General features: G+C 51.8%; 14 protein-coding genes. 7 read left to right on the forward strand and 7 right to left on the reverse strand.

The genetic code is table 11. From position 1 onward, the window contains the following. Positions 1–41: 41 nt before the first annotated feature. A complete protein-coding gene (locus B157_RS0130850) occupies positions 42–470 on the forward strand; it encodes a TPM domain-containing protein (RefSeq protein ID WP_020607161.1) in 429 nt (142 codons plus the stop codon). Continuing rightward, on the forward strand, positions 463–1,314 hold the full coding sequence (locus B157_RS0130855; protein ID WP_020607162.1) for a TPM domain-containing protein: 852 nt from the start codon (positions 463–465) through the stop codon (positions 1,312–1,314). The genes B157_RS0130850 and B157_RS0130855 overlap by 8 nt, the downstream gene beginning before the upstream one ends. A gap of 138 nt (positions 1,315–1,452) precedes the next feature. Here B157_RS0130855 and lpcA read toward each other — a convergent pair whose 3' ends face one another. Together lpcA and B157_RS0130865 are read right to left on the reverse strand one after the other, a co-directional pair. Next, positions 1,453–2,025: a D-sedoheptulose 7-phosphate isomerase gene (gene lpcA, locus B157_RS0130860; protein ID WP_020607163.1), complete on the reverse strand. Its 573-nt coding sequence runs from the start codon at positions 2,023–2,025 to the stop codon at positions 1,453–1,455. Positions 2,026–2,066: 41 nt separating this feature from the next. Then, entirely contained in the window at positions 2,067–3,848 is a 1,782-nt protein-coding gene (locus B157_RS0130865; protein ID WP_020607164.1) for a hypothetical protein, read from the reverse strand. 124 nt (positions 3,849–3,972) lie between these two features. Here B157_RS0130865 and upp point away from each other — a divergent pair, with 124 nt between their 5' ends. From upp to B157_RS37835, 4 genes are all read left to right on the forward strand, one after another. Then, a complete protein-coding gene (upp, locus tag B157_RS0130870; protein ID WP_020607165.1) occupies positions 3,973–4,620 on the forward strand; it encodes a uracil phosphoribosyltransferase in 648 nt (215 codons plus the stop codon). A gap of 265 nt (positions 4,621–4,885) precedes the next feature. After that, positions 4,886–7,528 carry a S8 family serine peptidase gene (locus B157_RS0130875; RefSeq protein WP_020607166.1) on the forward strand — a complete coding sequence of 881 codons (2,643 nt, stop codon included), beginning with the start codon at positions 4,886–4,888 and terminating at the stop codon, positions 7,526–7,528. A 322-nt stretch (positions 7,529–7,850) separates the two neighbouring features. Next, positions 7,851–12,203: a putative Ig domain-containing protein gene (locus tag B157_RS37025; RefSeq protein ID WP_084761893.1), complete on the forward strand. Its 4,353-nt coding sequence runs from the start codon at positions 7,851–7,853 to the stop codon at positions 12,201–12,203. Positions 12,204–12,611: 408 nt separating this feature from the next. Next, complete coding sequence (locus B157_RS37835; RefSeq protein WP_084761894.1) at positions 12,612–16,838, forward strand: putative Ig domain-containing protein; 4,227 nt, start codon at positions 12,612–12,614, stop codon at positions 16,836–16,838. A 91-nt stretch (positions 16,839–16,929) separates the two neighbouring features. Here the strand turns inward: B157_RS37835 and lolA1 are convergent, their stop codons facing one another. From lolA1 to cysM, 4 genes are all read right to left on the reverse strand, one after another. Beyond that, positions 16,930–17,571, reverse strand: coding sequence for an outer membrane lipoprotein periplasmic chaperone LolA1 (gene lolA1 / locus B157_RS0130895; RefSeq protein ID WP_020607169.1), 642 nt, complete (start codon positions 17,569–17,571; stop codon positions 16,930–16,932). Between the two features lie 118 nt (positions 17,572–17,689). Continuing rightward, complete coding sequence (locus B157_RS0130900) at positions 17,690–20,263, reverse strand: FtsK/SpoIIIE family DNA translocase (RefSeq protein ID WP_026309084.1); 2,574 nt, start codon at positions 20,261–20,263, stop codon at positions 17,690–17,692. A 150-nt stretch (positions 20,264–20,413) separates the two neighbouring features. Next, positions 20,414–21,463: a quinone-dependent dihydroorotate dehydrogenase gene (locus B157_RS0130905; protein ID WP_020607171.1), complete on the reverse strand. Its 1,050-nt coding sequence runs from the start codon at positions 21,461–21,463 to the stop codon at positions 20,414–20,416. 58 nt (positions 21,464–21,521) lie between these two features. Then, positions 21,522–22,397, reverse strand: coding sequence for a cysteine synthase CysM (gene cysM, locus B157_RS0130910; RefSeq protein WP_020607172.1), 876 nt, complete (start codon positions 22,395–22,397; stop codon positions 21,522–21,524). 253 nt (positions 22,398–22,650) lie between these two features. Between cysM and B157_RS0130915 the strand changes: the two genes are divergently transcribed. After that, on the forward strand, positions 22,651–23,106 hold the full coding sequence (locus B157_RS0130915; RefSeq protein WP_020607173.1) for a LytR/AlgR family response regulator transcription factor: 456 nt from the start codon (positions 22,651–22,653) through the stop codon (positions 23,104–23,106). Positions 23,107–23,155: 49 nt separating this feature from the next. Here the strand turns inward: B157_RS0130915 and B157_RS0130920 are convergent, their stop codons facing one another. Then, complete coding sequence (locus B157_RS0130920) at positions 23,156–24,859, reverse strand: AMP-binding protein (protein WP_020607174.1); 1,704 nt, start codon at positions 24,857–24,859, stop codon at positions 23,156–23,158. Positions 24,860–25,136 lie beyond the last annotated feature (277 nt).

Raw genomic sequence — 25,136 nt, forward strand, 5'->3', positions numbered from 1 at the left:
TCCCGCACGGGCGGCCCCGATTACCCATTCTACATTATCCTATGAATCCCTTCACTGCCGATGAACAACAGCGCATTGTAGCATCCATTCGGCAAGCCGAAAAGGCTACATCGGGCGAAATCCGGGTACATGTAGAAGCGCATTGTACTACGGATGACCCCGTACAACGGGCTATTGATGTATTTGCCCACCTGGGGATGCATCAGACCAAGGATCAAAACGGTGTCCTGTTCTACCTCGCTCATGCCGACCGTAAATTTGCCGTTGTTGGTGATAAGGGAATTGATGCGAAAGTGCCCGCCGACTTCTGGGAGAGCACGAAGAACCTGCTCCGCAGTCATTTTGCAAAGGGAGCCTATGCGGATGGCTTAAGCCGGGGAATAGAACAGGCCGGGCAGCAGTTGAAACAGTATTTTCCTTACGCCAGCGATGACACCAACGAACTAGCTGACGATATTTCGTTTGACTGATACCGCCGTGACTGTACCTAATTTTCCTCATATAATTGTCCGTTTCCTCCGTCTTGCCCTAGTAGCACTACTGCTGGTTGCGCCAGTTGGTGTGTGGGCGCAGGACTCCGCCACCGATACTGGAACATCGAACGTAATTCCTGATAAGCCAAATCCGCCCCGGCTGGTCAATGATTTTGTGGGTATTCTATCCCGTTCTGACCGGGAGCAACTGGAACAGAAACTCCGGGTTTATAATGACTCAACCTCAACGCAAATCGTTGTTGTGATTGTTAAAACGACTGAACCTTATCCTATTGGCGATTTTGCTTTTCAGGTGGGTCGGAAGTGGGGTATTGGGCAAAAGGGTAAAAATAACGGGCTGGTGCTTGCCTGGGCTACCGAAACCCGTAAAGTGTATATCGCTACGGGTTACGGACTGGAGGGAGCCATTCCGGATGCCATTGCCAAGCGAATTATATCGAATACAATTGTTCCGGCCTTTAAACAGGAGCAATACTATCAGGGGCTGGACAAAGCAACGACCGAAATTATTCAGCGGGCCAGTGGCGAGTACAAAGCCGAGCCTGACACGGATACGGGGGATGGAGGCTTCCCCGTTATCTTTATCGTTTTTGGGGTCATGATTATTATCTTCATCTTCTCCCGGCGCAATAACGGAGGGGGGGGCAGCAACCGCAATCGGGGCGGAGGATGGGGCCCCATCTTTTTTCCAACCTCGACCTACTCTGGCTGGGGAGGTTCAGGCGGTGGCGGCTGGAGTGGCGGTGGTGGAAGTGGGGGAGGGTTTGGTGGTTTTGGCGGGGGAAGCTTCGGGGGTGGGGGTGCCGGGGGGAGTTACTAAGTGGTTAACTGATGGTCATTCGTTGTCATTAGATGGTCACTTAGTAGTCAGTCAAGTGTCATTTGCTGTTTCCGCATCATGACCACTTAATGACCACGAATGACTATCTGATGACCAGAAATGACTACTAAGTGTTTCTCAAACAAGCTGTTTCTCAATTAGCAGAATAAACAGGTGAATCACTTTAATGTGAATCTCCTGAATGCGGTCGGCATAGCCAAAGTGAGGAACCCGAATCTCGACATCGGCCTGACCAGCCAGCTTTCCGCCGTCTTTCCCGGTCAATAAAACCACGTTCATCCCCTTGTATCTGGCGGCTTCAACTGCTTTGATCACGTTGGCCGAATTGCCGCTCGTGCTCAGACCCAGTAACACATCACCCTCGCTGCCCAGGCCCTCTATGAACCGGGAAAAAACGTAATCGTAGCCGTAGTCATTACTAACGCAGGAAAGGTGACTGACATCAGAAATGGCAATGGCTGCCAGCGAACGGCGGTCATCGCGATAACGGCCTGATAGTTCTTCCGCAAAATGCATGGCATCGCAATGGGAGCCCCCGTTGCCACAGGAAATGATTTTTCGGCCATTGCGCAGGGCATCAGCCATTAACGTTGCCGCCTGTTCAATGGCGGTTAAATGAGCAGGATCGTTGAGAAACGTATCCAAAACCGATTGTGCTTCGGTTAATTCCTGCCGGATAATATCAAGCATCAATGACGTAGTAAAGTAGAAAATCGGTAAGCAATGGCGTGTTAAAATACCCAGTTCTGGTACGGCATGTTCCAACGCAGCGCAAAGCTAGCGACTTGTTCGGTATAACTGTTCGGGCGGTACTGGCTATCCTGAAACCGATACAAGAAACGGCCTTCCAGAAATATATTGTGCCGTATCATGTAAGAAGCCCGAAAATCAGCGTAGGTCACGACGGTCTTGCGCCCCTGTCCAATAAAATTCCCTTCGTTACGAAAGCGGTACGTATAATCTTTCAGGATGTTGCCGCCGTAATTAATATCAGCCGACGGATCACTGCCGTACATCATAACACCGGCAATGAGATTACCCGATAACCGCTTTCGCTGATACCGGACAATACCCAGCCCTTCGGCAAAATTACCGCCCAGTGGGTGAGCCAATGGCTGGCTGAAATGGGCATAGTTGGTTTGACCGGCACTAACCGTTGGCGATGCTTCGTGCGAATAGGTGTACGGCCGGGCCAGATTGAATTCGAGTTGCAGATCGAGATTGGGAACCTGGAACGCATCGATGTATTTGCCGCCAAGCTGAAAGGCAAACTTATTGGTCCAGTCACCTTTGCCCGCCAGCAGGGGTCTTAGTCGAAATTCGTCCAGCATGAGTTGGGTGTACACCAGAAACTGCGACAGAAGATTAGCTTTCAGGTCAATCCCGATAAAAGCGTTATCACTACTGCCCACACTAGACTCTACATAGCGGTACAAAATAATGGGGTTCAGGTAGCTAAGGTCCAGCCGGTCGCGACTAAACACTTCCGCTTCAAACACACCCAGATTGATATTATCGGTTACGTTAATGCTTAGATGGTGCATAGCCGCAAACTTAGGCGGAATGAGTTTGACTCCCGTCGGCAGGGGGGCCTGGGTATTTTGTAGCTGCGTAAACAGGTTGGTATATTGAATCCGGCTCCCTAAGCGTGTGGAGAGTTTCAGAAATAAAGAAGGGGGGCTGTTATCCGACAGGAAGAGTGACCGGAAGCCGTTTCCGAAAAAATTGCGGTCATGTCCAAACTGTACATTGATAATCTTAAGGGCATTGAACGTAATGTATCCCCTTGCCGACAGGTAATCGACCCCGTTGTTGCGGAATGGTTTTACAAAACTCTGGCCCGGAGCCGCAACCAGTTGATCGCTGGTTTGGCCATACGTTTGGCCATATTGTTGTATGTATTCGGGATAGATAGCCTGATTATCGGAAAAGAACGTGTAAAAGCCCAGTTTGCGACCAATGGTGCCCCGGACCTCCAATCCCCGGCTATTCACAAACAAAAGCTGACGATCACTGGTCAATGCATTCGACGAACCAGATGTATTGTCGGCTCCGACGCCAAAATAGACAGCCGGATTAACGTGCAAATCCAAATCCGGAGTTTGTAAACTATAGAAATCCGCTTTCTTTTGATAGAAATGTTTTAGAATTGGCTTCCCACTATCCCAGATAGATAAGGGGGTTTCTGAACGACGGGTAAATGGGTTTTTCTGTAACGAATCGTAGTTGGGTACCCACTCCCAACTGTCGTTGCGGAGATAATCGAAATTGAAATAGTCGGAGTCAGAAAGGTTACGGCCAGGATTGGCCTCTATACTGTCAACTAACTGAATAATACTTTCCCGATTATAGGGCTTCACGGAACTATGAAATCCTGCGGCCCAGTGATTTTGCCGGATTTCGAGCCGGTCGATGAGGTGGTAATAATCAGCGTTGAGTGGCACGAATGGGCTTTGGGCCTGGACGCATAACGAGAGTAAAAAAAAATAGAGAACGTAAACGGTCCTACGCATGTAACTTACTGGCTGTTGAGCTTATTTATAGCGGTTGAGTCGCTATTGACTGCTCAAATTAGTTATTTGGTTTGGATATACGCCAACCTTGCGGCTAATTTACGGCGAAAGACCCCTACAAACTATGTTTGTTTTCTCGCAACAGCCCTCACTGGCCAATCAGTTCATCGCCGAACTGCGAAATGTATCGATCCAGCAGGATAGGCTCCGGTTTCGCCGAAACCTGGAGCGACTGGGCGAACTGATGGCATATGAAATCTCGAAAGTATTACCGTATCATTCCATTGACATACAAACTCCGCTTGGGGTATGCCGTTCGCAGGTGATTCGTCAGCAGCCGGTGCTGGCCACTATATTGCGTGCCGGATTGCCGTTTCATCAGGGATTTGCCAATTACTTCGACCAAGCGGAGAGTGCTTTCGCTGGTGCTTATCGCGGACAATCGGCGGCCGGGAGTGAGGAGTTCGAAATTGCGATGGACTACATAACCTGCCCTGATTTGAGTGGTAAAACGCTAATCCTCTGCGATCCCATGCTGGCAACGGGCCGTTCCCTCGAAAAAGTGTATCATGCCCTGCTCCGGTATGGTATTCCGTCCCAAACGTATATTGCCGCTATCATTGCCAGCCCGGAAGGTATCCGGCATGTGCAGCAACAACTACCGCAATGCCATCTTTGGCTGGGTGCTATTGATGATTACCTCAATGAGCATTTTTACATCGTTCCCGGCCTGGGCGATTCGGGGGATCTGGCCTTCGGTGAAAAAATTTGACGGGTATAAACAAAATAAGATGTAAGGTTATCAATAAGTTAGCAAAATAAAATTGGTTATTCAGTGAGAAATTCAGTAGGCTATTTAGTAGAATACTGAATTTTTCTTTCTTTTACGCCATAACTGGTAACATGATATACGGCATAGCAATCTTTCATTATTGTTTTTGTATACAAAGGAAGCCACTATATTTCTTTATTTTATCACAAACTAATCCATTTCAATTTCCATGATGAAAAATTTACGAAGGTTTAGAGTTGGTTCAATGCTTGCGCTGGCTCTACTGGTAGCACCGTTTGCGATCAAGGCGCAAACCGTAGACGCCGTGAAGCAAAGGGCAAGGGAAGCCAAAGTTTCCAGCGATCTGTTGACAGTTATCACTAATGGTGGTGTCGGACAGCAAGCCCCTGTCGCCGGACTGGAACGGGTAAATCTGTTCATGACTTCCGGTGATGCAATTGCTATTGATGCGTTTGCCAACTCGGAAGGAGAAGGGACGGCCCTGTTGCAAGCCTTACAGGCACTGGGCCTCAGTCAGGGAATTGCATCCCAGCAACGGGTATCCGGGTATCTGCCCATCGACAAACTCGACGATTTGAAGAACGTATCAACGCTGAAGTTTGCCCGTCCGTCATACCAGCCGATTCACAATGTGGGTGCAGTCACATCGCAAGGTGATACGTCGCTGCGTTCATACGTCGCTCGTACAACGTATGGTGTAGACGGAACTGGCGTTAAAGTAGGTATCCTGTCGGATTCATACAATAACCTGGGCGGTGCCGCTGCGGGTGTTGCTTCGGGCGATTTACCGGCGGGTGTGCAGGTTCTGAAAGATGCAGCGAGTGGCGGTAGTGATGAGGGACGCGGTATGGCTGAATTAATTCACGACGTAGCCCCTGGTTCTCCATTAGCCTTTTATACGGCGTTTGTTAGTCAACTCGATTTTGCTGCGGGTATTCGGGCACTGGCAACGGCTGGTTGCAAGATTATTACTGATGATGTGAGTTATTTTGCCGAGCCATTTTTTCAGGATGGTCCTGTTGCCCAGGCCATTGATGATGTGGTGAATAACAGCGGAGTTACTTACTTCTCATCGGCTGGAAATAACGCCCGAACATCATACCAAAAGGCGTATAACCCGACAACAACCCCGGTAGCCCCGCTTACGCTTCCGACAGGCTATGTATCGGCGCATGACTTTGGCGGTGGCGATATCCGTCAATCCTTTTTACTTCGTGGCGGTGGTCGCACATCAATTATTTCGTTCCAGTGGGATGATCCGTTCTTCTCCGTTAGTGGTGGGGCTGGTGCTCAAACCGATATGGATATACTGGTCTATATTGGAGGAACTTTTTATGGTAGCCTTTCGGGAGCTTCCGATAACCTGGGAGGGGATCCTTTAGAAATTATCGGCATAAGGAACAATGGTGCGGACGTTACAATTGAGCTGGTACTGGCAAAATATGCCGGGCCTAATCCGAGTCTGTTGAAGTGGGTCTATTTCGGTAATGGTGTCACAACGACCATCGAATACGACACGAAAAGCTCAACGGCAGTAGGGCATACCAATTCAACCCGTTGTATTAGTGTAGGAGCGGCTGCGTTCTACAACACACCCGCCTATAATGGTGCTTCTACGGCTACGGTTGAGGGTTTTTCGTCGGCCGGTGGTACGCCTATCTACTTCACCACCTCGGGCGCACGTCTTGGCTCACCTGTTACGCGTCAGAAACCTGAGATCACCAGCGTTGACGGTGGAAATACAACATTCTTTGGGTCAGATTCCAATAGGGATACCGATTCCTTCCCGAACTTTTTCGGCACATCGGCAGCCGCTCCTCACGCTGCGGCTGTGGCTGCTTTGATGAAACAGAAAGTACCAAACATCACGTCCGCAGCCATTTTGTCAACGCTGGAAAACACGGCACTGGATATGGATGATCCGTCTACTACGGGCTTCGACACGGGCTTTGATTTTGGCACCGGCTACGGCTTCATTCAGGCCGACCGGGCTTTGCAGGCGCTACAAACTATTACGAGCACTTTTAGTATTACGGGCGTTACTACGGTGAGTTGCATGACGCTTTCGGCTGGATCTAGAATGATTTCGTTTACTCCACAGTATGGCGGTCTGAATGGGCAACCAGTAAGTTTCTCAGTATTGAATGAATTGACGCCTACTACCGCTCCCGGTCCTTACTCGTTGCGGGTCTACACCGATAATCCGGTTATTACCCTGAAAGCTATCCAGACTGGAACCGCTGACGAAGCGAGCTTCTCCTACAACTGGCTGGTGGCCTGTGGCGGTAGTACGCCCCCACCTCCACCACCACCTTCGGGCGCATTTTCTATCACGGGGGTCACCACGGTGAACTGTCCCGCAGCATCGGCTGGGGCACGGATACTAACATTCAATCCCCAATATAGCGGGCTGAGTGGTCAGCCGGTAAGTTTCTCGGTGGCTAACGAAATGCTGCCTACAACTGCACCAGGTCCGTATTCTCTGCGGGTCTATACCGACAATCCGGTTATTACCCTGAAAGCTATCCAAAGTGGAACCGCTGGTGAAGCGAGCTTCTCCTACAACTGGCTGGTGGCTTGTAATGGTGGCACTCCTGGCAGCGCGCGGGTAGGCGCTGGTTCGGAGTTAACCAGCAAACTGAAGGCTACGATACTGCCCAATCCGGTGTCGGAGGAGTTCCGGATTCGCCTTGAGGGTGCACAGGGACAGGCAGTGCGTCTGGAGTTGAGCGATGTGAGTGGTCATTCGCTGTTGAATCGGTCGGTCGAAGTGAGCAGTGATGATCATCAGGAGTCGGTTCGGTTCAGTCAGCCGGGTCGTGGCCTGTACCTGTTGCGGGTGAGTACGGGTCAGCAGGCGGTCACCCTGAAAGTGATTCGGGAGTAAACCGAAGCAAGTATTTGATGGGCAACAAAAAAGGTTCTTTCTACCAAGAAAGAACCTTTTTTGTTGCCCACAGGCGCAAGGGGTGCACAGTGCCATCAAACTCAAGCAAGGCTTTCGAACAGGATCCGTATTAATGTCGGTACAGTTAAGCATACCGTTAAATAAAAACCCCAATCGGGTACTAAGTATATTGCCTGTAATCTAGTGCTTTAGCCACACATTTGGTGCTCCATTACTTATGGCGTTTCCTGCAAAGGATAGCCTATGAGCGAACCCGGTCCACTTAATTTCTTAAATTTTTAACCAACCCATTTAACGCGTCATGATGAAAAATCTACGAAGTTGTGGTGTCTATGCTGTCTTTGTATTGACATTACTCATGTCCTCATTTGTGGTGCAGGCCCAAAACCCTGTCTCAGTCAAGCAGGCGGCTAAAGCGGCCAAAATATCACCTGACCTGTATCGGGTGATGCAGAACAACGGGCCACTGCCGATCGTATCGACTAACGGAGGGACGGTGGAGACAAACCAGGTTTTTGTTGGTGACAAGATAGCTATCGAGGCCGTTGCTAATAATGATGACGGGGAGGGGCTGCTCAACCAGCTAAAAGCATTGGGTTTAACTGATGGGGTAGCCTACAAGAGGAAGATATTTGGTTACCTGCCTATCGATAAACTGGGGGAACTAAAAAATGTATCGTCCCTGAGTTTCGCCGATTCCTTTTATAAACCCGAAACAAACACGGGTTCGGTAACGTCGCAGGGCGATGCAGCGCTGAAAGCTGACATAGCCCGCACCACCTATGGGGTTACGGGAGCCGGCGTTAAAGTAGGTATTCTCTCTGATTCGTATAATCGTCTGGGTGGACAAGCTGCCGGGATTACTACGAATGACCTACCCGCTGCCGGTGTGCAGGTATTAGAGGAATACACAGGTACCGGGCCAACTGATGAAGGGCGGGCGATGGCCGAAATTGTTTATGACGTAGCCCCTGGAGCCGCTTTGGCTTTCAACACGGCTTTTACCGGGGAAGCCGGATTTGCGCAGGGTATTATCAACCTGGCCACGACGGCTGGCTGTCAGATTATTGTTGATGATGTAGGGTACCTGAATGCGCCGATGTTTCAGGATGGGCTTGTTGCGCAGGCTGTTAATCAGGTAGTAAACAATAATGGCGTAACTTATTTTTCGGCAGCTGCCAATCAGGCAAGGTCTTCTTATCAGGCGGCTTACAAAAGCGGAGCATCAATCAACATCCCTGCCTATGATCCCGGTACCTATCCCACTCATGATTTTGGGACGGGTGATAGTTACCAGCAAATAACGATTCCGGCAGGTGGTAGGATTCGCCTTGCTTTTCAATGGGATAACCCCTATCAATCAGTCAGTGGTGGAACAGGAGCAACCACCGACCTGGATATCCTGATTCTTAATAGTACAAACACGACAATACTTGCCTCTAGTGCCAGAGATCAAAGTGCTGGCGGTGATCCGTGGGAAATTACGGGTACCTACACCAATACAACCGGTGCTCCGCTTAATGTTAATGTTGTTATTGTCAAGTATGCAGGACCTGATCCGGGCCTGGTTAAATGGGTGAACTACGGTAGCCGTACCATCGTCCCCGAGTACGATACCAAGAGCAGCACCTCGTTTGGCCATGCTAACGCAGCTGGGGCCATTGGCGTGGGAGCATCCGCGTACTTCGATACGCCTGTTTTCAATAGCGCAGCTACTGCCACTATCGAGGGTTTTTCGTCGGCGGGTGGTACGCCCATCCTGTTCAACACCAATGGTACGCGTATCAATGGCATTATTGGTACAGTGCGCCAAAAGCCAGAAATTACCTCCGTTGATGGTGGTGATAACACGTTTTTTGGGAGCGATTACGAACCAAATGGTAAACCAAACTTTTTTGGTACGTCAGCTGCTGCACCCCATGCCGCGGCAGTGGCGGCTCTGATGAAGCAAAAAGTACCGGCTATTACCCGCAACACCATTTTATCGACACTACAGTCGACAGCCCTGGACATGGATGATCCGTCCACGGTGGGTTTCGATACGGGCTTTGACTTTGGCACCGGCTTCGGCTTCATTCAGGCCGACCGCGCCTTACTGGCCATTTCGCCTACCTCGCTGTCCCTGGTTGTTTCAGCCAATCCGACTACGATTCTGACGACGGGCACCACCACCCTGTCGGCCACGGTATCGGGCGGCACTACCCCCTACAGCTATACCTTTTCGGGACCGGGTACCATTACGCCCTCGGGTAACACGGCCAGTGTGTCCAACCTGCCGGCCGGGGTACAATCTTTCACGGTGCTGGCCCGGGATGCCACTTCGCCCACCAGCCAGAGTATTTCGGGTACGGTCAGCGTGACGGTGAACATGGCCCCACCCGCCAACACGCCCCCCACGGTGGCTAACCCGGTCTCGCCCCAGTCGGCTACGGTGGGTGTGGCCTACACGCTTTCCTTAGCTAACGTCTTCACCGATGCCGAGACGCCCTCCAGTCTGACGCTGTCGGTTTCGGGTCTACCAGCGGGACTGAGTTTCTCGGCTCCTTCCACTATCTCGGGTACGCCTTCGATGTCGGGGGTGAGCAGTATAACGGTGGTAGCCACCGATCCGGGTAGTCTGAGTGCCAGCACCAGCTTCACCATCACCGTCAGCCCCGCCCCACCCGCCAACACGCCCCCCACGGTGGCCAACCCGGTCTCGCCCCAGTCGGCTACGGTCGGCGTGGCCTACACGCTGTCTTTGGCTAACGTCTTCACCGATGCCGAGACGCCCTCCAGTCTGACACTGTCGGTTTCGGGCCTGCCCGCGGGACTGAGTTTTACGGCTCCTTCGACCATCTCGGGTACGCCTTCTATGTCGGGGGTGAGCAGTGTGACGGTGGTCGCCACCGACCCGGGTAGTCTGAGTGCCAGCACCAGCTTCACCCTGACGGTGAGTCCGGCGGCCGGTACGCCACCGCCGACGGGTGTCTTCAGCATCACCAGCGTGACCACGATCAGTTGCCAGGTGCTCTCGGCGGGTCAGCGCCGGGTAAGTTTCACTCCGCAGTACGCCGGTCTGGATGGCAGCCCGGTGAGCTTCTCGGTGGTCAGTGAGCTGTTACCCACCACCAGTCCTGGCCCTTACAGTCTGGATCTGTACACCGACAACCCGGTCATTACCCTGCAGGCGGTGCAGAGCGGGGCACCCAGCAGCTTTGCCTACAACTGGCTGACGGCCTGTAGCTCCTCGACGGGCAACACGCCCCCTACGGTGGCTAACCCGGTTTCTCCTCAGTCGGCCACGGTGGGCCTGGGCTACACGCTGTCTTTGGCTAATGTGTTCACCGATGCCGAGACGCCCAGCAGTCTGTCCCTGTCAGTCTCGGGTCTGCCTGCGGGCCTGAACTTCGTGGCTCCTTCGACCATCTCGGGTACCCCGTCGATGAGTGGCGTAAGTAATGTGACCGTCACGGCGACTGATCCGGGCAGTCTGTCGGCCAGCACCAGTTTCAGCATCACGGTGAGTCCGGCGGCCGGTACGCCCCCGCCCCCAACGGGTACGTTTAGTATCACCAGCGTGCAGACCATCAGCTGCGAAGTGCTTTCGGTGGGTCAGCGCCGGCTGACGTTCACTCCGCAGTATGCGGGTCTGAACGGAGCCCCGGTGAGCTTCTCGGTGGTCAGTGAGTTGTTACCCACGACTGCTCCGGGCCCTTACAGTCTGAATCTGTACACGGATAATCCGGTCATCACGCTTCAGGCGGTGCAGAGTGGGATTGGCAGCAGCTTTGCCTACAACTGGCTGGCGGTTTGCAGCAGCACGACGGCCAACACGCCCCCTACGGTGGCCAATCCGGTGGCGCCCCAGTCGGCCACGGTGGGTGTGGCCTACACGCTCTCTCTGGCTAACGTGTTCACCGATGCCGAGACGCCCAACCAGTTGACGCTGTCGGTAATGGGCTTGCCCGCGGGCCTCAGCTTTAGCCCACCTGCAACTATTTCGGGCACGCCTTCGCTGAGTGGGGTGAGCAGTGTGACGGTGACGGCCACCGACCCGGGCAGTCTGTCGGCCAGCACCAGCTTCACCCTGACGGTGAGTCCGGCGGGGGGTACACCTACGGGTACCTTCAGCATCACGGGTGTGACGACGGTCAGTTGCCAGGTCCTTTCGGCGGGTCAGCGTCGGGTAAGTTTCACTCCTCAGTACGCGGGTGTGGACGGCAGTCCGGTGAGTTTCTCGGTGGTCAATGAGTTGTTACCCACGACTGCTCCGGGTCCCTACAGTCTGGATCTGTACACCGACAATCCGGTCATTACGCTGCGGGCGGTGCAGAGTGGGGTGTCTACCAGCTTCTCTTACGGCTGGCTGGCCGCCTGTAGCCCGAGTGCGCGGGTGGGTGTTGGTTCGGAGTTGACCAGTAAACTAAGGGCTACGATACTTCCCAACCCGGTGTCGGAGGAGTTCCGGATTCGCCTTGAGGGTGCACAGGGACAGGCAGTGCGTCTGGAGTTGAGCGATGTGAGTGGTCATTCGCTGGTGAATCGGTCGGTCGATGTGAGCAGTGATGATCATCAGGAATCGGTTCGGTTCAGTCAACCGGGTCGTGGCCTGTACCTGTTGCGGGTGAGCACGGGTCAGCAGTCGCTCACCCTGAAAGTGATTCGGGAGTAATCACTGATTCCTCACAGACAGATAGCATACAAAATGGGTCGGCCTTTCCAGTGATGGAAAGGCCGACCTCGTTTAATGTAATCTACCACAAAAATTAAACGTAACAGATAGCTGAAACAGGAGTAAACGCTGGAAAAGTAAAAGCCATCAGGAACTAGTTTGCCAGCGTATAGAATGTGTAGTTCTTGGAATGACACAATAAAAAAGTCCCTGGCAGATGACAGATTACCTGTATTTACTACGCTTAATAAAAAGCCTGACAAATAAGTGCAGGAAATAGTTACACCCTCTCTTTTTTAATTGATATTTACCGGGGTAATCTGTATAGCTTTTCCTGAATATCAGGGACTTTTGTTTAGGGTTACGCTTATTATTCACCTATTCATTTTATAACTCATAACTGTCTACATGATGAAACATTTACGAAGGTGTAGTACCGGGGTACTAGTTGTACTGGCATTATTAATAGTGTCATTTGCGGTGCAGGCGCAGGTAACAACCCGGATATTATCGGGCGGTAATGCAGGTTTGAACCAGTTTGGTGCATATGGCCCCCAGGGGCCTAGTATTTCCCGGTCGGAACTGCCACGGCTGGATGTCGCTCAATTAAGAGCTGAAGATGAGCAATACCGAAAAACCGGTCGTCCGTTGCGGGTAGCGGTTCAGCAAAACATCAGCCTGGATATTTTAAAGGCGGGTACCACTATGGAACGTAATGGCTACCGGATTTACCAGTATGAAGTACTGGCTCCGGAAGCGGGCGGCTTAAGTGCTATCTTCGACCGCTTACAACTAGCCGAAAATGCCCGTGTTTTTCTGTACAATGCCGAGCAAACCGTGCTAATTGGGCCGATTACCAGTCAACAGAATACGACGAACGCCCCTTTTACTAGCGGTCACGTCACCGGCGACCGGCTTATTATTGAGTTGCAGGAACCTCTGAGTGTGGTCGGGCAAAGCCAGTTACACTTATTGGGTGTGGCTAACTTTTACGAACCCAGAGGCCCTTTCGGGGGGCTACGCCCCGCTGGTAGTTGCGAAAACAACCAGGTTTGTTTCCCGACCTATCAGTCAGAAGCGGATGGCGTAGCGCTTATTCTGGTCAACGATGGGGCTGGAGGCCTTTATCTTTGCACCGGTACCACCGTTAACGATGCCCGGCAGAGTTTTCGCTCTTTTTTCCTGACGGCCTTCCATTGTACTGACTTTAATGAAAACCAGATCAATGACCCCAATGAGGCCAGCTCAACGGCTGGGTGGACTTTTTATTTTAAATATCAGAGCGCTACCTGTACTCCCACTACAGACAACAATACGTATGTAACGCTGAACGGAGCTACGTACCGGGCGGGTAGTGCGGCTTCTGATTTTACGCTGATCGAATTGAACGCCCAAGCACCACAAAGTGAAAGTATTTCCTTTGTGGGCTGGGATCGCAGTAGTAATCTGGCCAGCACTGTGTTTGGAATTCACCACCCCAATGGTTCTTTGAAGAAGATTTCATTTGGAGGAGCGACTTCAACGGTTGGGGTATCTTATTTACCAGGCGGAAACTACAATGTTGTTTCAGGTACTTCTTTTCTACAATTGAGCTGGAATAATGGCGTAACGGAAGGGGGATCATCTGGTTCCGCCCTATTCGACGGAACATCGCGTCGGGTTATTGGTCAACTACTAGGCGGATCGTCATTCTGTTCATCGCCAACTGCCCCTGACCAATATGGCCGGTTTTTCACTTCCTGGACGGGGGGAGGGGCAAATAATAACCGACTCAGCAACTGGCTTGATCCAACGGGTATCAGCGGCAATACAACTAATCTGGCCGTTCCAACCGTTAGTGGACCAGCAGCTTTTACTAACACGGGTTCATTTTCGCTCAATACAGGTACATCGTCCATAACATCCTGGTCCATTGTCGGGGCAAATGCTGCTTCTTTTTCCGTAAGCAGTGGATCAGGTAATGTTGCTAACCTGATAGCTACTGCCAGTGCGTCAAATGTTGTTATTCGATTTACGGTAGATGCAGGTCAAAGCTACCCGATCCAATTTACCAAAACATTCAACGCTACCGTAGCGGCCCCTGTCAACACTGCTCCGACGGTGGCTAACCCGGTTTCGCCCCAGTCGGCTACTGTGGGTGTGGCCTACACGCTGTCTTTGGCCAGTGTGTTCACCGATGCCGAGACGCCCTCTAGTTTGACGCTGTCGGTAATGGGTCTGCCCGCGGGCCTCAGCTTCAGCCCCCCTGCTACTATCTCGGGTACGCCGTCGCTGAGTGGGGTGAGCAGTGTGACGGTGAAGGCCACCGATCCGGGTAGTCTGAGTGCCAGTACTAGCTTCAACATCACGGTGAGTCCGGCGCCAGTGGTAGTCACCTCGCTGTCCCTGGTTGTTTCGGCTAATCCGACTACAATTCTGACCAGTGGTACGACCACCCTGTCGGCAACGGTATCGGGCGGTACTACCCCCTACAGCTATACCTTCTCGGGACCGGGCACCATCACCCCCTCGGGCACCCCGGCCAGCGTGTCCAACCTGCCGGCCGGGGTGCAGTCCTTCACGGTGCTGGCCCGGGATGCCACCTCGCCCACCAGCCAGAGCATTTCAGGAACGGTCAGCGTGACGGTGAATATGGCCCCACCTGTCAACACTGCTCCGACGGTGGCCAACCCGGTCTCGCCCCAGTCAGCTACGGTCGGCGTGGCCTACACGCTTTCCTTAGCTAACGTCTTCACCGATGCCGAGACGCCCTCCAGTCTGACGCTGTCGGTTTCGGGCCTGCCCGCGGGACTGAGTTTTACGGCTCCTTCGACCATCTCGGGTACGCCTTCGCTGAGTGGGGTGAGCAGTGTAACGGTGGTGGCCACCGACCCGGGTAGTCTGAGTGCCAGCACCAGCTTCACCCTGACGGTGAGTCCGGCGGGGGGTACGCCACCGCCGACTGGTGTCTTCAGCATCACCAGCGTGACCACGATCAGTTGCCAGGTGCTCTCGGCGGGTCAGCGCCGGGTAAGTTTCACTCCGCAGTACGCGGGTGTGAACGGAGCACCGATCAGCTTCTCGGTGGTCAGTGAGATGCTACCCACCACTAGTCCGGGTCCTTATACCCTGAATCTGTACACCGACAACCCGGTCATTACCCTGCAGGCGGTGCAGAGTGGGGCACCCAGCAGCTTTGCCTACAACTGGCTGGCGGTTTGCAGCAGCACGACGGCCAACACGCCCCCTACGGTGGCTAACCCGGTTTCTCCTCAGTCGGCCACGGTGGGCCTGGGCTACACGCTCTCGTTGGCTAATGTATTTACCGATGCCGAGACGCCCAGTAGTCTGTCCCTGTCAGTCTCGGGTCTGCCTGCGGGCCTGAACTTCGTGGCACCATCGACCATCTCGGGTACCCCGTCGATGAGTGGAGTAAGTAATGTGACCGTCACGGCGACTGATCCGGGCAGTCTGTCGGCCAGCACCAGTTTCAATATCACGGTGAGTCCGGCGGCCGGTACGCCCCCGCCCCCAACGGGTACGTTTAGTATCACCAGCGTGCAGACCATCAATTGCGAAGTGCTTTCGGTGGGTCAGCGCAGACTGACGTTCACTCCGCAGTACGCGGGTCTGAACGGAGCCCCGGTGAGCTTCTCGGTGGTCAGTGAGTTGTTACCCACGACTGCTCCGGGCCCTTACAGTCTGAATCTGTACACCGACAACCCGGTCATCACGCTTCAGGCGGTGCAGAGTGGGATTTCGAGCAGCTTTGCCTACAACTGGCTGGCGGTTTGCAGCAGCACGACGGCCAACACGCCCCCTACGGTGGCCAATCCGGTGTCGCCCCAGTCGGCTACGGTGGGGGTGGCCTACACGCTGTCTCTGGCTAACGTGTTCACCGATGCCGAGACGCCCAACCAGTTGACGCTATCGGTTTCGGGTCTACCAGCAGGGCTGAGTTTCTCGGCTCCTTCGACCATCTCGGGCACGCCTTCGCTGAGTGGGGTGAGCAGTGTAACGGTGGTGGCCACCGATCCGGGCAGTCTGTCGGCCAGCACCAGCTTCAACATCACCGTCAGTCCGGCGGGGGGTACTCCACCAACGGGTACGTTCAGCATCACGGGTGTGACCACGATTAGTTGTCAGGTACTGTCGGCGGGTCAGCGCCGGGTAAGTTTCACCCCTCAGTACGCGGGTCTGAACGGTAGTCCGGTGAGTTTCTCGGTGGTCAATGAGTTGTTACCCACGACTGCTCCGGGTCCCTACAGTCTGGATCTGTACACCGACAATCCGGTCATTACGCTGCGGGCGGTGCAGAGTGGGGTGTCTACCAGCTTCTCTTACGGCTGGCTGGCCGCCTGTAGCCCGAGTGCGCGGGTGGGTGCTGGTTCGGAGTTGACGAGTAAACTGAAGGCTACGATACTTCCCAACCCGGTGTCGGAGGAGTTCCGGATTCGCCTTGAGGGTGCACAGGGACAGGCCGTTCGTCTGGAGTTGAGTGATGTGAGTGGTCATTCGGTGTTGAATCGGTCGGTCGATGTGAGCAGTGATGATCAGCAGGAGTCGGTTCGGTTCAGTCAGCCGGGTCGTGGCCTGTACCTGTTGCGGGTGAGCACGGGTCAGCAGTCGCTCACCCTGAAAGTGATTCGGGAGTAATCACTGATTCCTCACAGACAGATAGCATACAAAATGGGTCGGCCTTTCCACCACTGGAAAGGCCGACCCATTTTGTATGCTATCTATAAGTCTAGCGTAAGTCCACGACTTCAACGCCCGGATGCTTCGAATTATCAAAAACGAAGTAAGAATCTGGGATGGTTACATTCGGCGTAAATTTGGTGATGGTGTACGACGTTTTCTTGCCATCCTTATTTGTTATCAGCCAGTTGCGAATAGATTTGTCAGCTTTGTCAACTGAAATCTGTACCTTGGAAATGGAGTTTTTCGCTTGAGTAGGCGTTAATTCAATCACTTCCAGCGTTCGCCCTCCCTGTTTCTGTTCTTTGAGGAAGCGATAGTTGAAGCCACGCTTGTAGATATTGTAGATCTGCGTAGGATTTAATTCATCGTTACTGCTGGCATCATAATCCTGAATATTGACCTCGTTCGATTCTTTCAGGTAGGTCGACGTTGTCTTGCCGTCCGTAAATACTTCCTGACCACCTACTGCTAACCGAAATTTCTGTCCCTTTACGGTTAAATCACCTTTGTAAGACTCCTTCGCACCGACTCCTCCGCTGGTGTACGTAAAGGCAGCCTGATAGGAGTTGAGCGATTTATAGCGACTGCTCATCGCATCCAAAATATTCTGCGCCCGTTTGTCTTTTTGCGCCATGGCTGGTAGTACAGCAAATAAAGTCAGGCCCAGTATCCATGCTAATTTTCTCATTTCTTGTCTTTTTTACTGATCAATGTAGGCTCTTGTATATGTATTAGACAGCATTCAGGCCCGAAACGTTTAATCCGTTTCGGGCCTGAATTGTTTTGGTTGATATGAATCTTAGAGGTTACTCGCCCTTCAATCGTTTCAGGATTTCTTCCAGATGCTGTAAATCCTGGACTAGTACTTCCCGGGCTTTACTCCCTTCAAACGGACCGACGATTTTAGCCGCTTCCAACTGGTCGATTAGTCGCCCGGCACGATTGTAACCGAGTTTGAGTTTACGCTGAATAAGCGAAGTGCTACCCTGTTGGTGAATAACAATGAGCCGGGCGGCTTCGTCAAACATAGGATCGCGGTTGTCCAGGTCCACATCTTTGTCGTCGCTCTGACCACCGTCATCGCCAACAAACTCGGGCAGCGCGTAGGCATCGTCGTATCCGCGCTGGTTACCGACAAATTCGCACAGGTCTTCGATTTCATTCGTATCGACAAACGGACATTGCAGCCGGATGATGTCGGAGTTTGAGGACAGCAGCATATCGCCCATGCCCACTAGTTGCTCAGCCCCACCCGTATCAAGGATGGTACGTGAGTCAATCTTGGATGTCACTTTAAACGACAGACGGGCCGGGAAGTTGGCTTTGATCAGACCGGTGATAACGTTTACCGAAGGTCGCTGTGTAGCCACAACCAGATGAATGCCAATAGCTCGTGCCAACTGAGCTAACCGGGCAATGGGCTGTTCTACTTCCTTTCCGGCCGTCATCATCAGGTCGGCCAATTCGTCGATAATGAGAACGATGTAGGGCAGGAACCGGTGGCCTTTTTCAGGGTTGAGCCGGCGTTTTACGAACTTCGCATTGTATTCTTTCAGGTTGCGGCATCCCCCGTCCTTGAGCAGGTTGTAGCGGTTATCCATCTCAATGCAAAGCGAATTGAGCGTATTGACCACTTTCTTGGTATCCGTAATAATCGGTTCTTCGGAATCAGGAAGTTTAGCCAGAAAATGGCGTTCCAGTTTATTGAACAGGGTCAATTCAACCTTTTTCGGGTCAACCAGGACCAGTTTTAGTTGCGAAGGGTGCTTTTTATAAATCAACGAAGTAAGCAGCACATTCAACCCAACAGATTTACCCTGTCCCGTGGCACCCGCCATAAGCAGGTGGGGCATTTTGGCCAGGTCGGCTACGTAAATTTCGTTCGAGATAGTCTTGCCCAGTACAATAGGCAGATCAAATTTGCTGTTGCTGAAAATGTCGCTCGTAATCATTGACCGCATAGAAACCATTTCCCGATTCTTATTCGGCACTTCGATACCAATGGTTCCCATACCCGGCATGGGGGCAATAATGCGGATACCAAGGGCCGACAGACTTAAGGCAATATCGTCTTCCAGGCTCTTTATTTTGGAAATCCGGACTCCCTTTGCCGGAACAATCTCATATAGAGTAACTGTGGGGCCGATAGATGCCTGAATGGAATCTATTTCAATACCGAAATTACGAAGTGTACTTTCTATACGCTCTTTATTGACTGTCAGCTCATCGTCAGACACCTGCGCCTTACGGCTGTTCTGGTACTCGGTCAGCAGCTCATTGGTTGGGTATTGGTACTGCGGTAAGTCGAGCGTAGGGTCGTACAAGCCATGAACCGAAACCAGGTCGTCGTCCTCAAATGGGTCAGGCTCGAAGGTAGGGGCTGGTACGGCACTAAGTTCGTCGGTATCGATTGGGTCATCCGCTACGGCGTCTCTGTTTTTGATGGTTAGCGTAACGCCAGTAGGTTTGATTGCTGCTTCAGGCTGCCGGGACTCCTGCTCCACCGCATCAGGCGGAATGGTATCGTCGGGATAAGGTGGAGCCGTTCTGGCGACTGCGTGGCTATGAGCTTCCGGCGATGTCTCCTGCAAATCTTCATCGCTATCCTCATCCGGCTCAAGTTCGCTTTCTTCGTACGTTTGAAGCGGATTGCCACTGTAACTGCGGGGCCGTGGACGAGTAGGGAGCGATAAGTCCGGCATTTTTATCTGCCGTATATTGAAAAAGTAAACGATGAAGAAGAAAAGCAAAAAAGTAATGAACGCTAAATTACCCCAGCCAAACAGGCTATATAACGTCACATTGATTTCATAGCCAATACCCCCGCACCATACACTGGCAGTGGCGGCAGAATCGGTAACCAGCACTATATATCCCAGAAACAGGCTTAGCCAAACAGCCATAAACAACAACGCTGTGGTAGTGCGGCTGAGGGGTAGCAACTCGACTCCGAAGGTTAATTTATAACCAGCCAGAAAAACAATAAAGGGTAACGCGAGGGCACCTACCCCAAACCAGCGAAACACAAACGCGTGGGCAATGTAGGCACCAACCAGACCAACCCAGTTACGGGTTTCGCTGGCTGATTCAACTAATGGTGCCGAAAAAGCGGCACCTACTACACTTTGGTCGGCGGAGCCATTGAGCAGGTAGGATACAAAAGCGACTAGTAGCCCTATGGCAAGGCCCATTAGCAAAACGCCAAATGTAAGCGTTGAGCGTTGGTCGGTAAACCAGCGGTCGAGTGCCGCCCCCCAATTATACGAATCCCTGCGGGGAGGGCTGGCAGTTTTGCCATTCGATACGCGGGGGCGAGGCTCATTACGGTCAGCCGGACGTCGGAGTGTATTTTGTCGCGGAGAAGTGGTTGGTTGGGCCATGCGTAGGGTTATAGGCTATAGCGGTAGGTAAATTTCCCACTTTTTGATGAATAAGCGTGATGAATTGAAAAATATTGCGCCTTTTTACCCAACGGGAATTTTACACACTGCTTTTTAGTGACAGTACAACACACAGAAAGAGGCTTAGTTTTACAAATCCCGGAGTAGTGCCTGATTGATGCGTTTGGCCAATCCAGGTCCCTCGTAGATGAAGCTCGTGTATACCTGCACCAAACTAGCCCCGGCACGTAACTTCTCCTGAGCATCTTCGGGTGAGGAAATGCCGCCCACGCCAATAATGGGGAATGCGCCCCCGGATTGTTGATGTAAATAGCGGATCACTTCGGTTGACCGATCACGTAACGGGCGACCGCTTACGCCACCCGCTCCCAGTTGAGATACTGTATCCGAATCGGTCAGGAGTTGGTCGCGGCTAATGGTTGTGTTTGTGGCCACCACACCCGCAATCCCGGTTTCGGTCACAATGCCCACAATATCGTCCAACTGTCCGTTGGTCAGATCAGGTGCAATTTTCAGCAGTATCGGTTTGGGTGGAGATTGCTGACGATTTTCCTGCTGTAGCGCCGTCAGGATTTTTGTGAGTGGTTCCCGTTCCTGCAAATCGCGCAGACCGGGCGTATTAGGTGAACTAACATTGACCACAAAATAATCGACAGTAGTAAACAATTCGCGGAAACTGATCAGGTAATCAGTCAGCGCGTCTTCGTTAGGGGTATCCTTATTTTTTCCAATATTCCCCCCTACAATAACACGTCGTTTCCCCTTGTTTTCGCCAAAATGCCGAAGCTTTGCCGTGGCCACGCTAACCCCCTTGTTGTTAAACCCCATTCGGTTGATAAGACCGCCATCGGCTTTGAGCCGAAACAGCCTTGGACGTGGATTGCCGGGTTGCGGGCGTGGCGTAACGGTACCAATTTCGACAAACCCAAACCCTAAATCGCTCAACTCACTGACAAGTTCAGCGTTTTTATCGAACCCTGCCGCCATGCCAACTGGATTGGGAAACGTAAGACCGAACACGGTTCGGGCCAGTCGTGGGTCGTTTACAACATAGAGTTTTTGGCAAAGGGTAGAAACGCCCGGAATGGAGAGGGCCAGTTTGAGTACTGTCGTAACCGTATGGTGAATGGTTTCCGCATCAAAACGAAACAAAATGGGCAGAACAATGCGCTTGTACATACGGGCAAAAGTACGCAAGTCTTGCGTGTTCTATCGACTTTGTACGGTAGAGAAAAGCCTAACCGAACAGGTCAGAGGATAAATACCGGTCGCCCCGGTCGCAGATGATACAGACAATAACAGCGGGTTCGGTTAGTTCCTGCGCTAACTGAACTGCCGCGTGTACGGATCCTCCGCTACTCATACCGGCAAAAACCCCTTCAACACTGGCCAGCTTACGGGTCATCATGGTTGCCTCCTCGGCAGATACTTCCATAACCCGGTCGACGCGCTGAGGCTCATAAATCTTTGGCAGGTACTCAACAGGCCACTTTCTAATGCCCGGAATAGAAGAACCATCGGTTGGTTGGCAGCCCACAATCTGAACGTTGGGATTTTGTTCCTTCAAATACCTTGAAGTGCCCATGATGGTCCCCGTAGTACCCATCGACGATACAAAGTGGGTTACTTGGCCAGCTGTATCGCGCCATATTTCGGGGCCTGTTGTTCGGTAGTGAGCCAGGTAGTTATCCGGGTTGGCAAACTGGTTTAGCATCAGAAAACCACCTTTTTCTACCTGCTCATCCGCATAATCACGGGCTTTTTCGATGGTTTCTGTCAGGGTAACTTTAGCCCCGAAGGCTTCCATCGTCAGAACGCGCTCATGGGTTGAGTTTTCGGGCAGCACCAATTCAATGGCAATGTCGTATAACCGGGCAATCATCGCCAGCGCAATGCCTGTGTTACCGCTGGTTGCTTCAATCAGTTTCATGCCGGGTTTCAGTTCACCCCTTGCCAGGGCGCCCTGAATCATACTGGCTGCGGCCCGGTCTTTTACACTACCACCAGGATTGTTTCCTTCGAGCTTACCGTACAGCGTTACGTTTGGATTGGGATTTAGCCGGTTCAATTCAACCAGGGGTGTATTACCGACTAAATCGAGCAGGGTTGCCATGCTGATTTATTGGAGACTTGTTGTTGGATTGTCAAGGTTAAAGCCGCCAAATAAGTTCGCCAGCCCCCTTTTTCTAAACAAAATCAGCTTCCTGAATACGGGGTTACCAGGAGCCTGGGGCCCTTATCACAGTACGATTAATTTTTTTTGCGGTAGCAAGTTGTCAGATGCGAAATTTTGCGTAAACTTGCTGACACAGAAAGGTATAGCAACATACCTACTGTTTAATTCACACCTTTAATTCAAGCATACCATGAGAGCAGTCCTGCTTACCCAATCGCTCACGCCCGTCCATGTTGAGCAGCTCGCCGGTCAATTTGCCCTTCCCGATATGACCCTTCCTTTTTTAGGGAGCCGCCGTAAAATGCCCATGCACCGTATTGTACGATTGGAAGGAGAAGGGAATTACACCTTATTCCACTTTTCTGATGGCAGCCATTTGATGGTATCCCTCACATTGAAAAAACTGGAAGAACGCTTGTCTGATAAAGTGTTCGTGCGGCCGCACAAAAAAAACATCATCAACCTGCTCTATCTGGAGGCTCTCCACCCAGAAAATCAGCAACTGAGTGTGAGTCTGGTTAATGGAGACCGGGTTGAGGTGTCGCGCCGGAAGGTTAGTTTATTTATGAAACAAGTTCGCGGATTTCAGGAGGAGTTGCTCCTCCTTAGTGCGAACCCTTTTGCCTCCAGTCAGGTTGTGGCCTGAATCTTTACCGGTTCCTGGTGTATATCAGGAACCGGTAATTAACAAAAAGCTATTTTTTCAATTTTGCCAGCTCCTCATCCCGCAGAGGTCGACGCAGGATTTTACCCACGTTTGATTTTGGCAATTCGTCGCGAAATTCGATTTCGCGCGGCACTTTATAGGCTGTTAGATTTTCGCGGCAAAACTCCTTGATTGTTTCAGCCGTGAGGGCGGGGTCTTTGCGGACCACAAAAATCTTGACTACCTCGGTCGATTTTTCGTTAGGGATGCCAATACAGGCCACTTCTAGCACGCCGGGGCATTGTGCCACAACATCTTCCACTTCGTTCGGATAGACGTTGAAGCCGGATACCAGAATCATATCCTTTTTTCGGTCGACAATCTTAAAAAAACCGTCTTCACTCATCACGCCAATATCACCGGTTTTAATCCAGTCGCCCATCATTGAATTGGCGGTTTCTTCGGGACGATTGTAATACCCTTTAAATACCTGTGGTCCCCGCGCTACAATTTCACCGGCTTCGCCAACAGCCGCATCGGTTCCATCATCCCGAATAATTTTCATGTCGGTGCTGGGCCAGGGAATACCAATCGTACCTACCCGCACGCCCCCGTCGATGGGATTGGAACACAGAACAGGCGACGTTTCGGTAAGCCCGTATCCTTCGCAGGGAGTATTGCCGGTTAATTTAGTCCATCGTTCGGCCACTGATGTTTGCAATGCCATACCACCGGCCGATGTTACTTTTAGATGGCTGAAATCTACCTCGCCGATTCGTGGGTGATTGAGCAGACCATTATAAAGCGTATTGACACCGGTAAAGGCCGTAATTTTGTATTTTTTCAGGTCGTCTATAAATGTGTTCAGATCGCGCGGGTTAGTGATGAGCAGGTTCATCGTGCCACTTTTCAGGGCCGCCAGCGCATTCGTCGTCAGGGCATACACATGGTAGAGAGGAAGTGCTGCTACAATGATGCCTTCACCATTGGGAATACCACTGGGTTTCATCCAACAATCCTGTCCTTCTACATTGGCTATAATGTTCCGGTGAGTCAGCATGGCTCCCTTCGAAACGCCCGTTGTGCCACCCGTATACTGCACAAAAGCAAGATCGGTATTGCTAATCTCTACCGACCTGAACGGTTGGGTACTTCCCCGCCTTAAGGCGTCAGTGAACGAAATGGCATCGGGGATTTTGTAAGCAGGAACCAGTTTTTTTACATATCTGACAACTACATTGACCAGCTGCTTCTTCGGAAATCCCAGCAAATCACCCAGTTCGGTAACTACCACATGCTGGATGTCGGTACGATCAATAATTTTTTCCAGATGACTGGCAAAATTGGCCAGAATCACAATGGCTTTGGCACCGGAGTCTTTAAACTGATGCTGCATTTCGCGGGGCGTGTACAGTGGATTCGTATTGACCACAGCCAGTCCCGCCCGCAAAGCCCCAAACATGGCTACCGGATATTGCAACGTATTAGGCATCTGGATAGCTAGTCGGTCCCCTTTTCGAAGGCCCAGATCGTTTTGCAGAAAAGAAGCAAACTGTGCCGACAATTTGTCTAATTCTCCGAACGTAATCTGCTTACCCATGCATGCATAGGCGGGGCAGTCAGTAAATCGACGGCAACCCTCTTCCAGTAAAGCAGCCAGCGATGAATAAGCGTCCGGGTTGATCTCGTAAGGAACTCCCTTCGGGTAAAACCGTCGCCAGGGATATGTATTTAGGGCTGATTCTGTATTCATATGGATGTTATTCATTTAAGAGCAGGGAACGCTGCACTTTGGTCGCTATATAGTACCAAAAACTACAAGGTGCTGGCTGTTTTTTTAGACTATTGACGTATGCAACAAAAATAATGAAATTGTTCAATTTTTTCATGGATGTATGTCAAAGCTTTCCTGAAAGGGCTGTAGAAAGCTTTGTACATAGCTACTAGTGAGTGCCTTGACCGCTTGTCAACATATTTCACCTCTCATATAAGAGTGATATTATACTGCAACATTACTCTGGTAAACACGT

This window comes from Spirosoma spitsbergense DSM 19989 (assembly GCF_000374085.1).
Classification (GTDB): Bacteria; Bacteroidota; Bacteroidia; order Cytophagales; family Spirosomataceae; genus Spirosoma; species Spirosoma spitsbergense.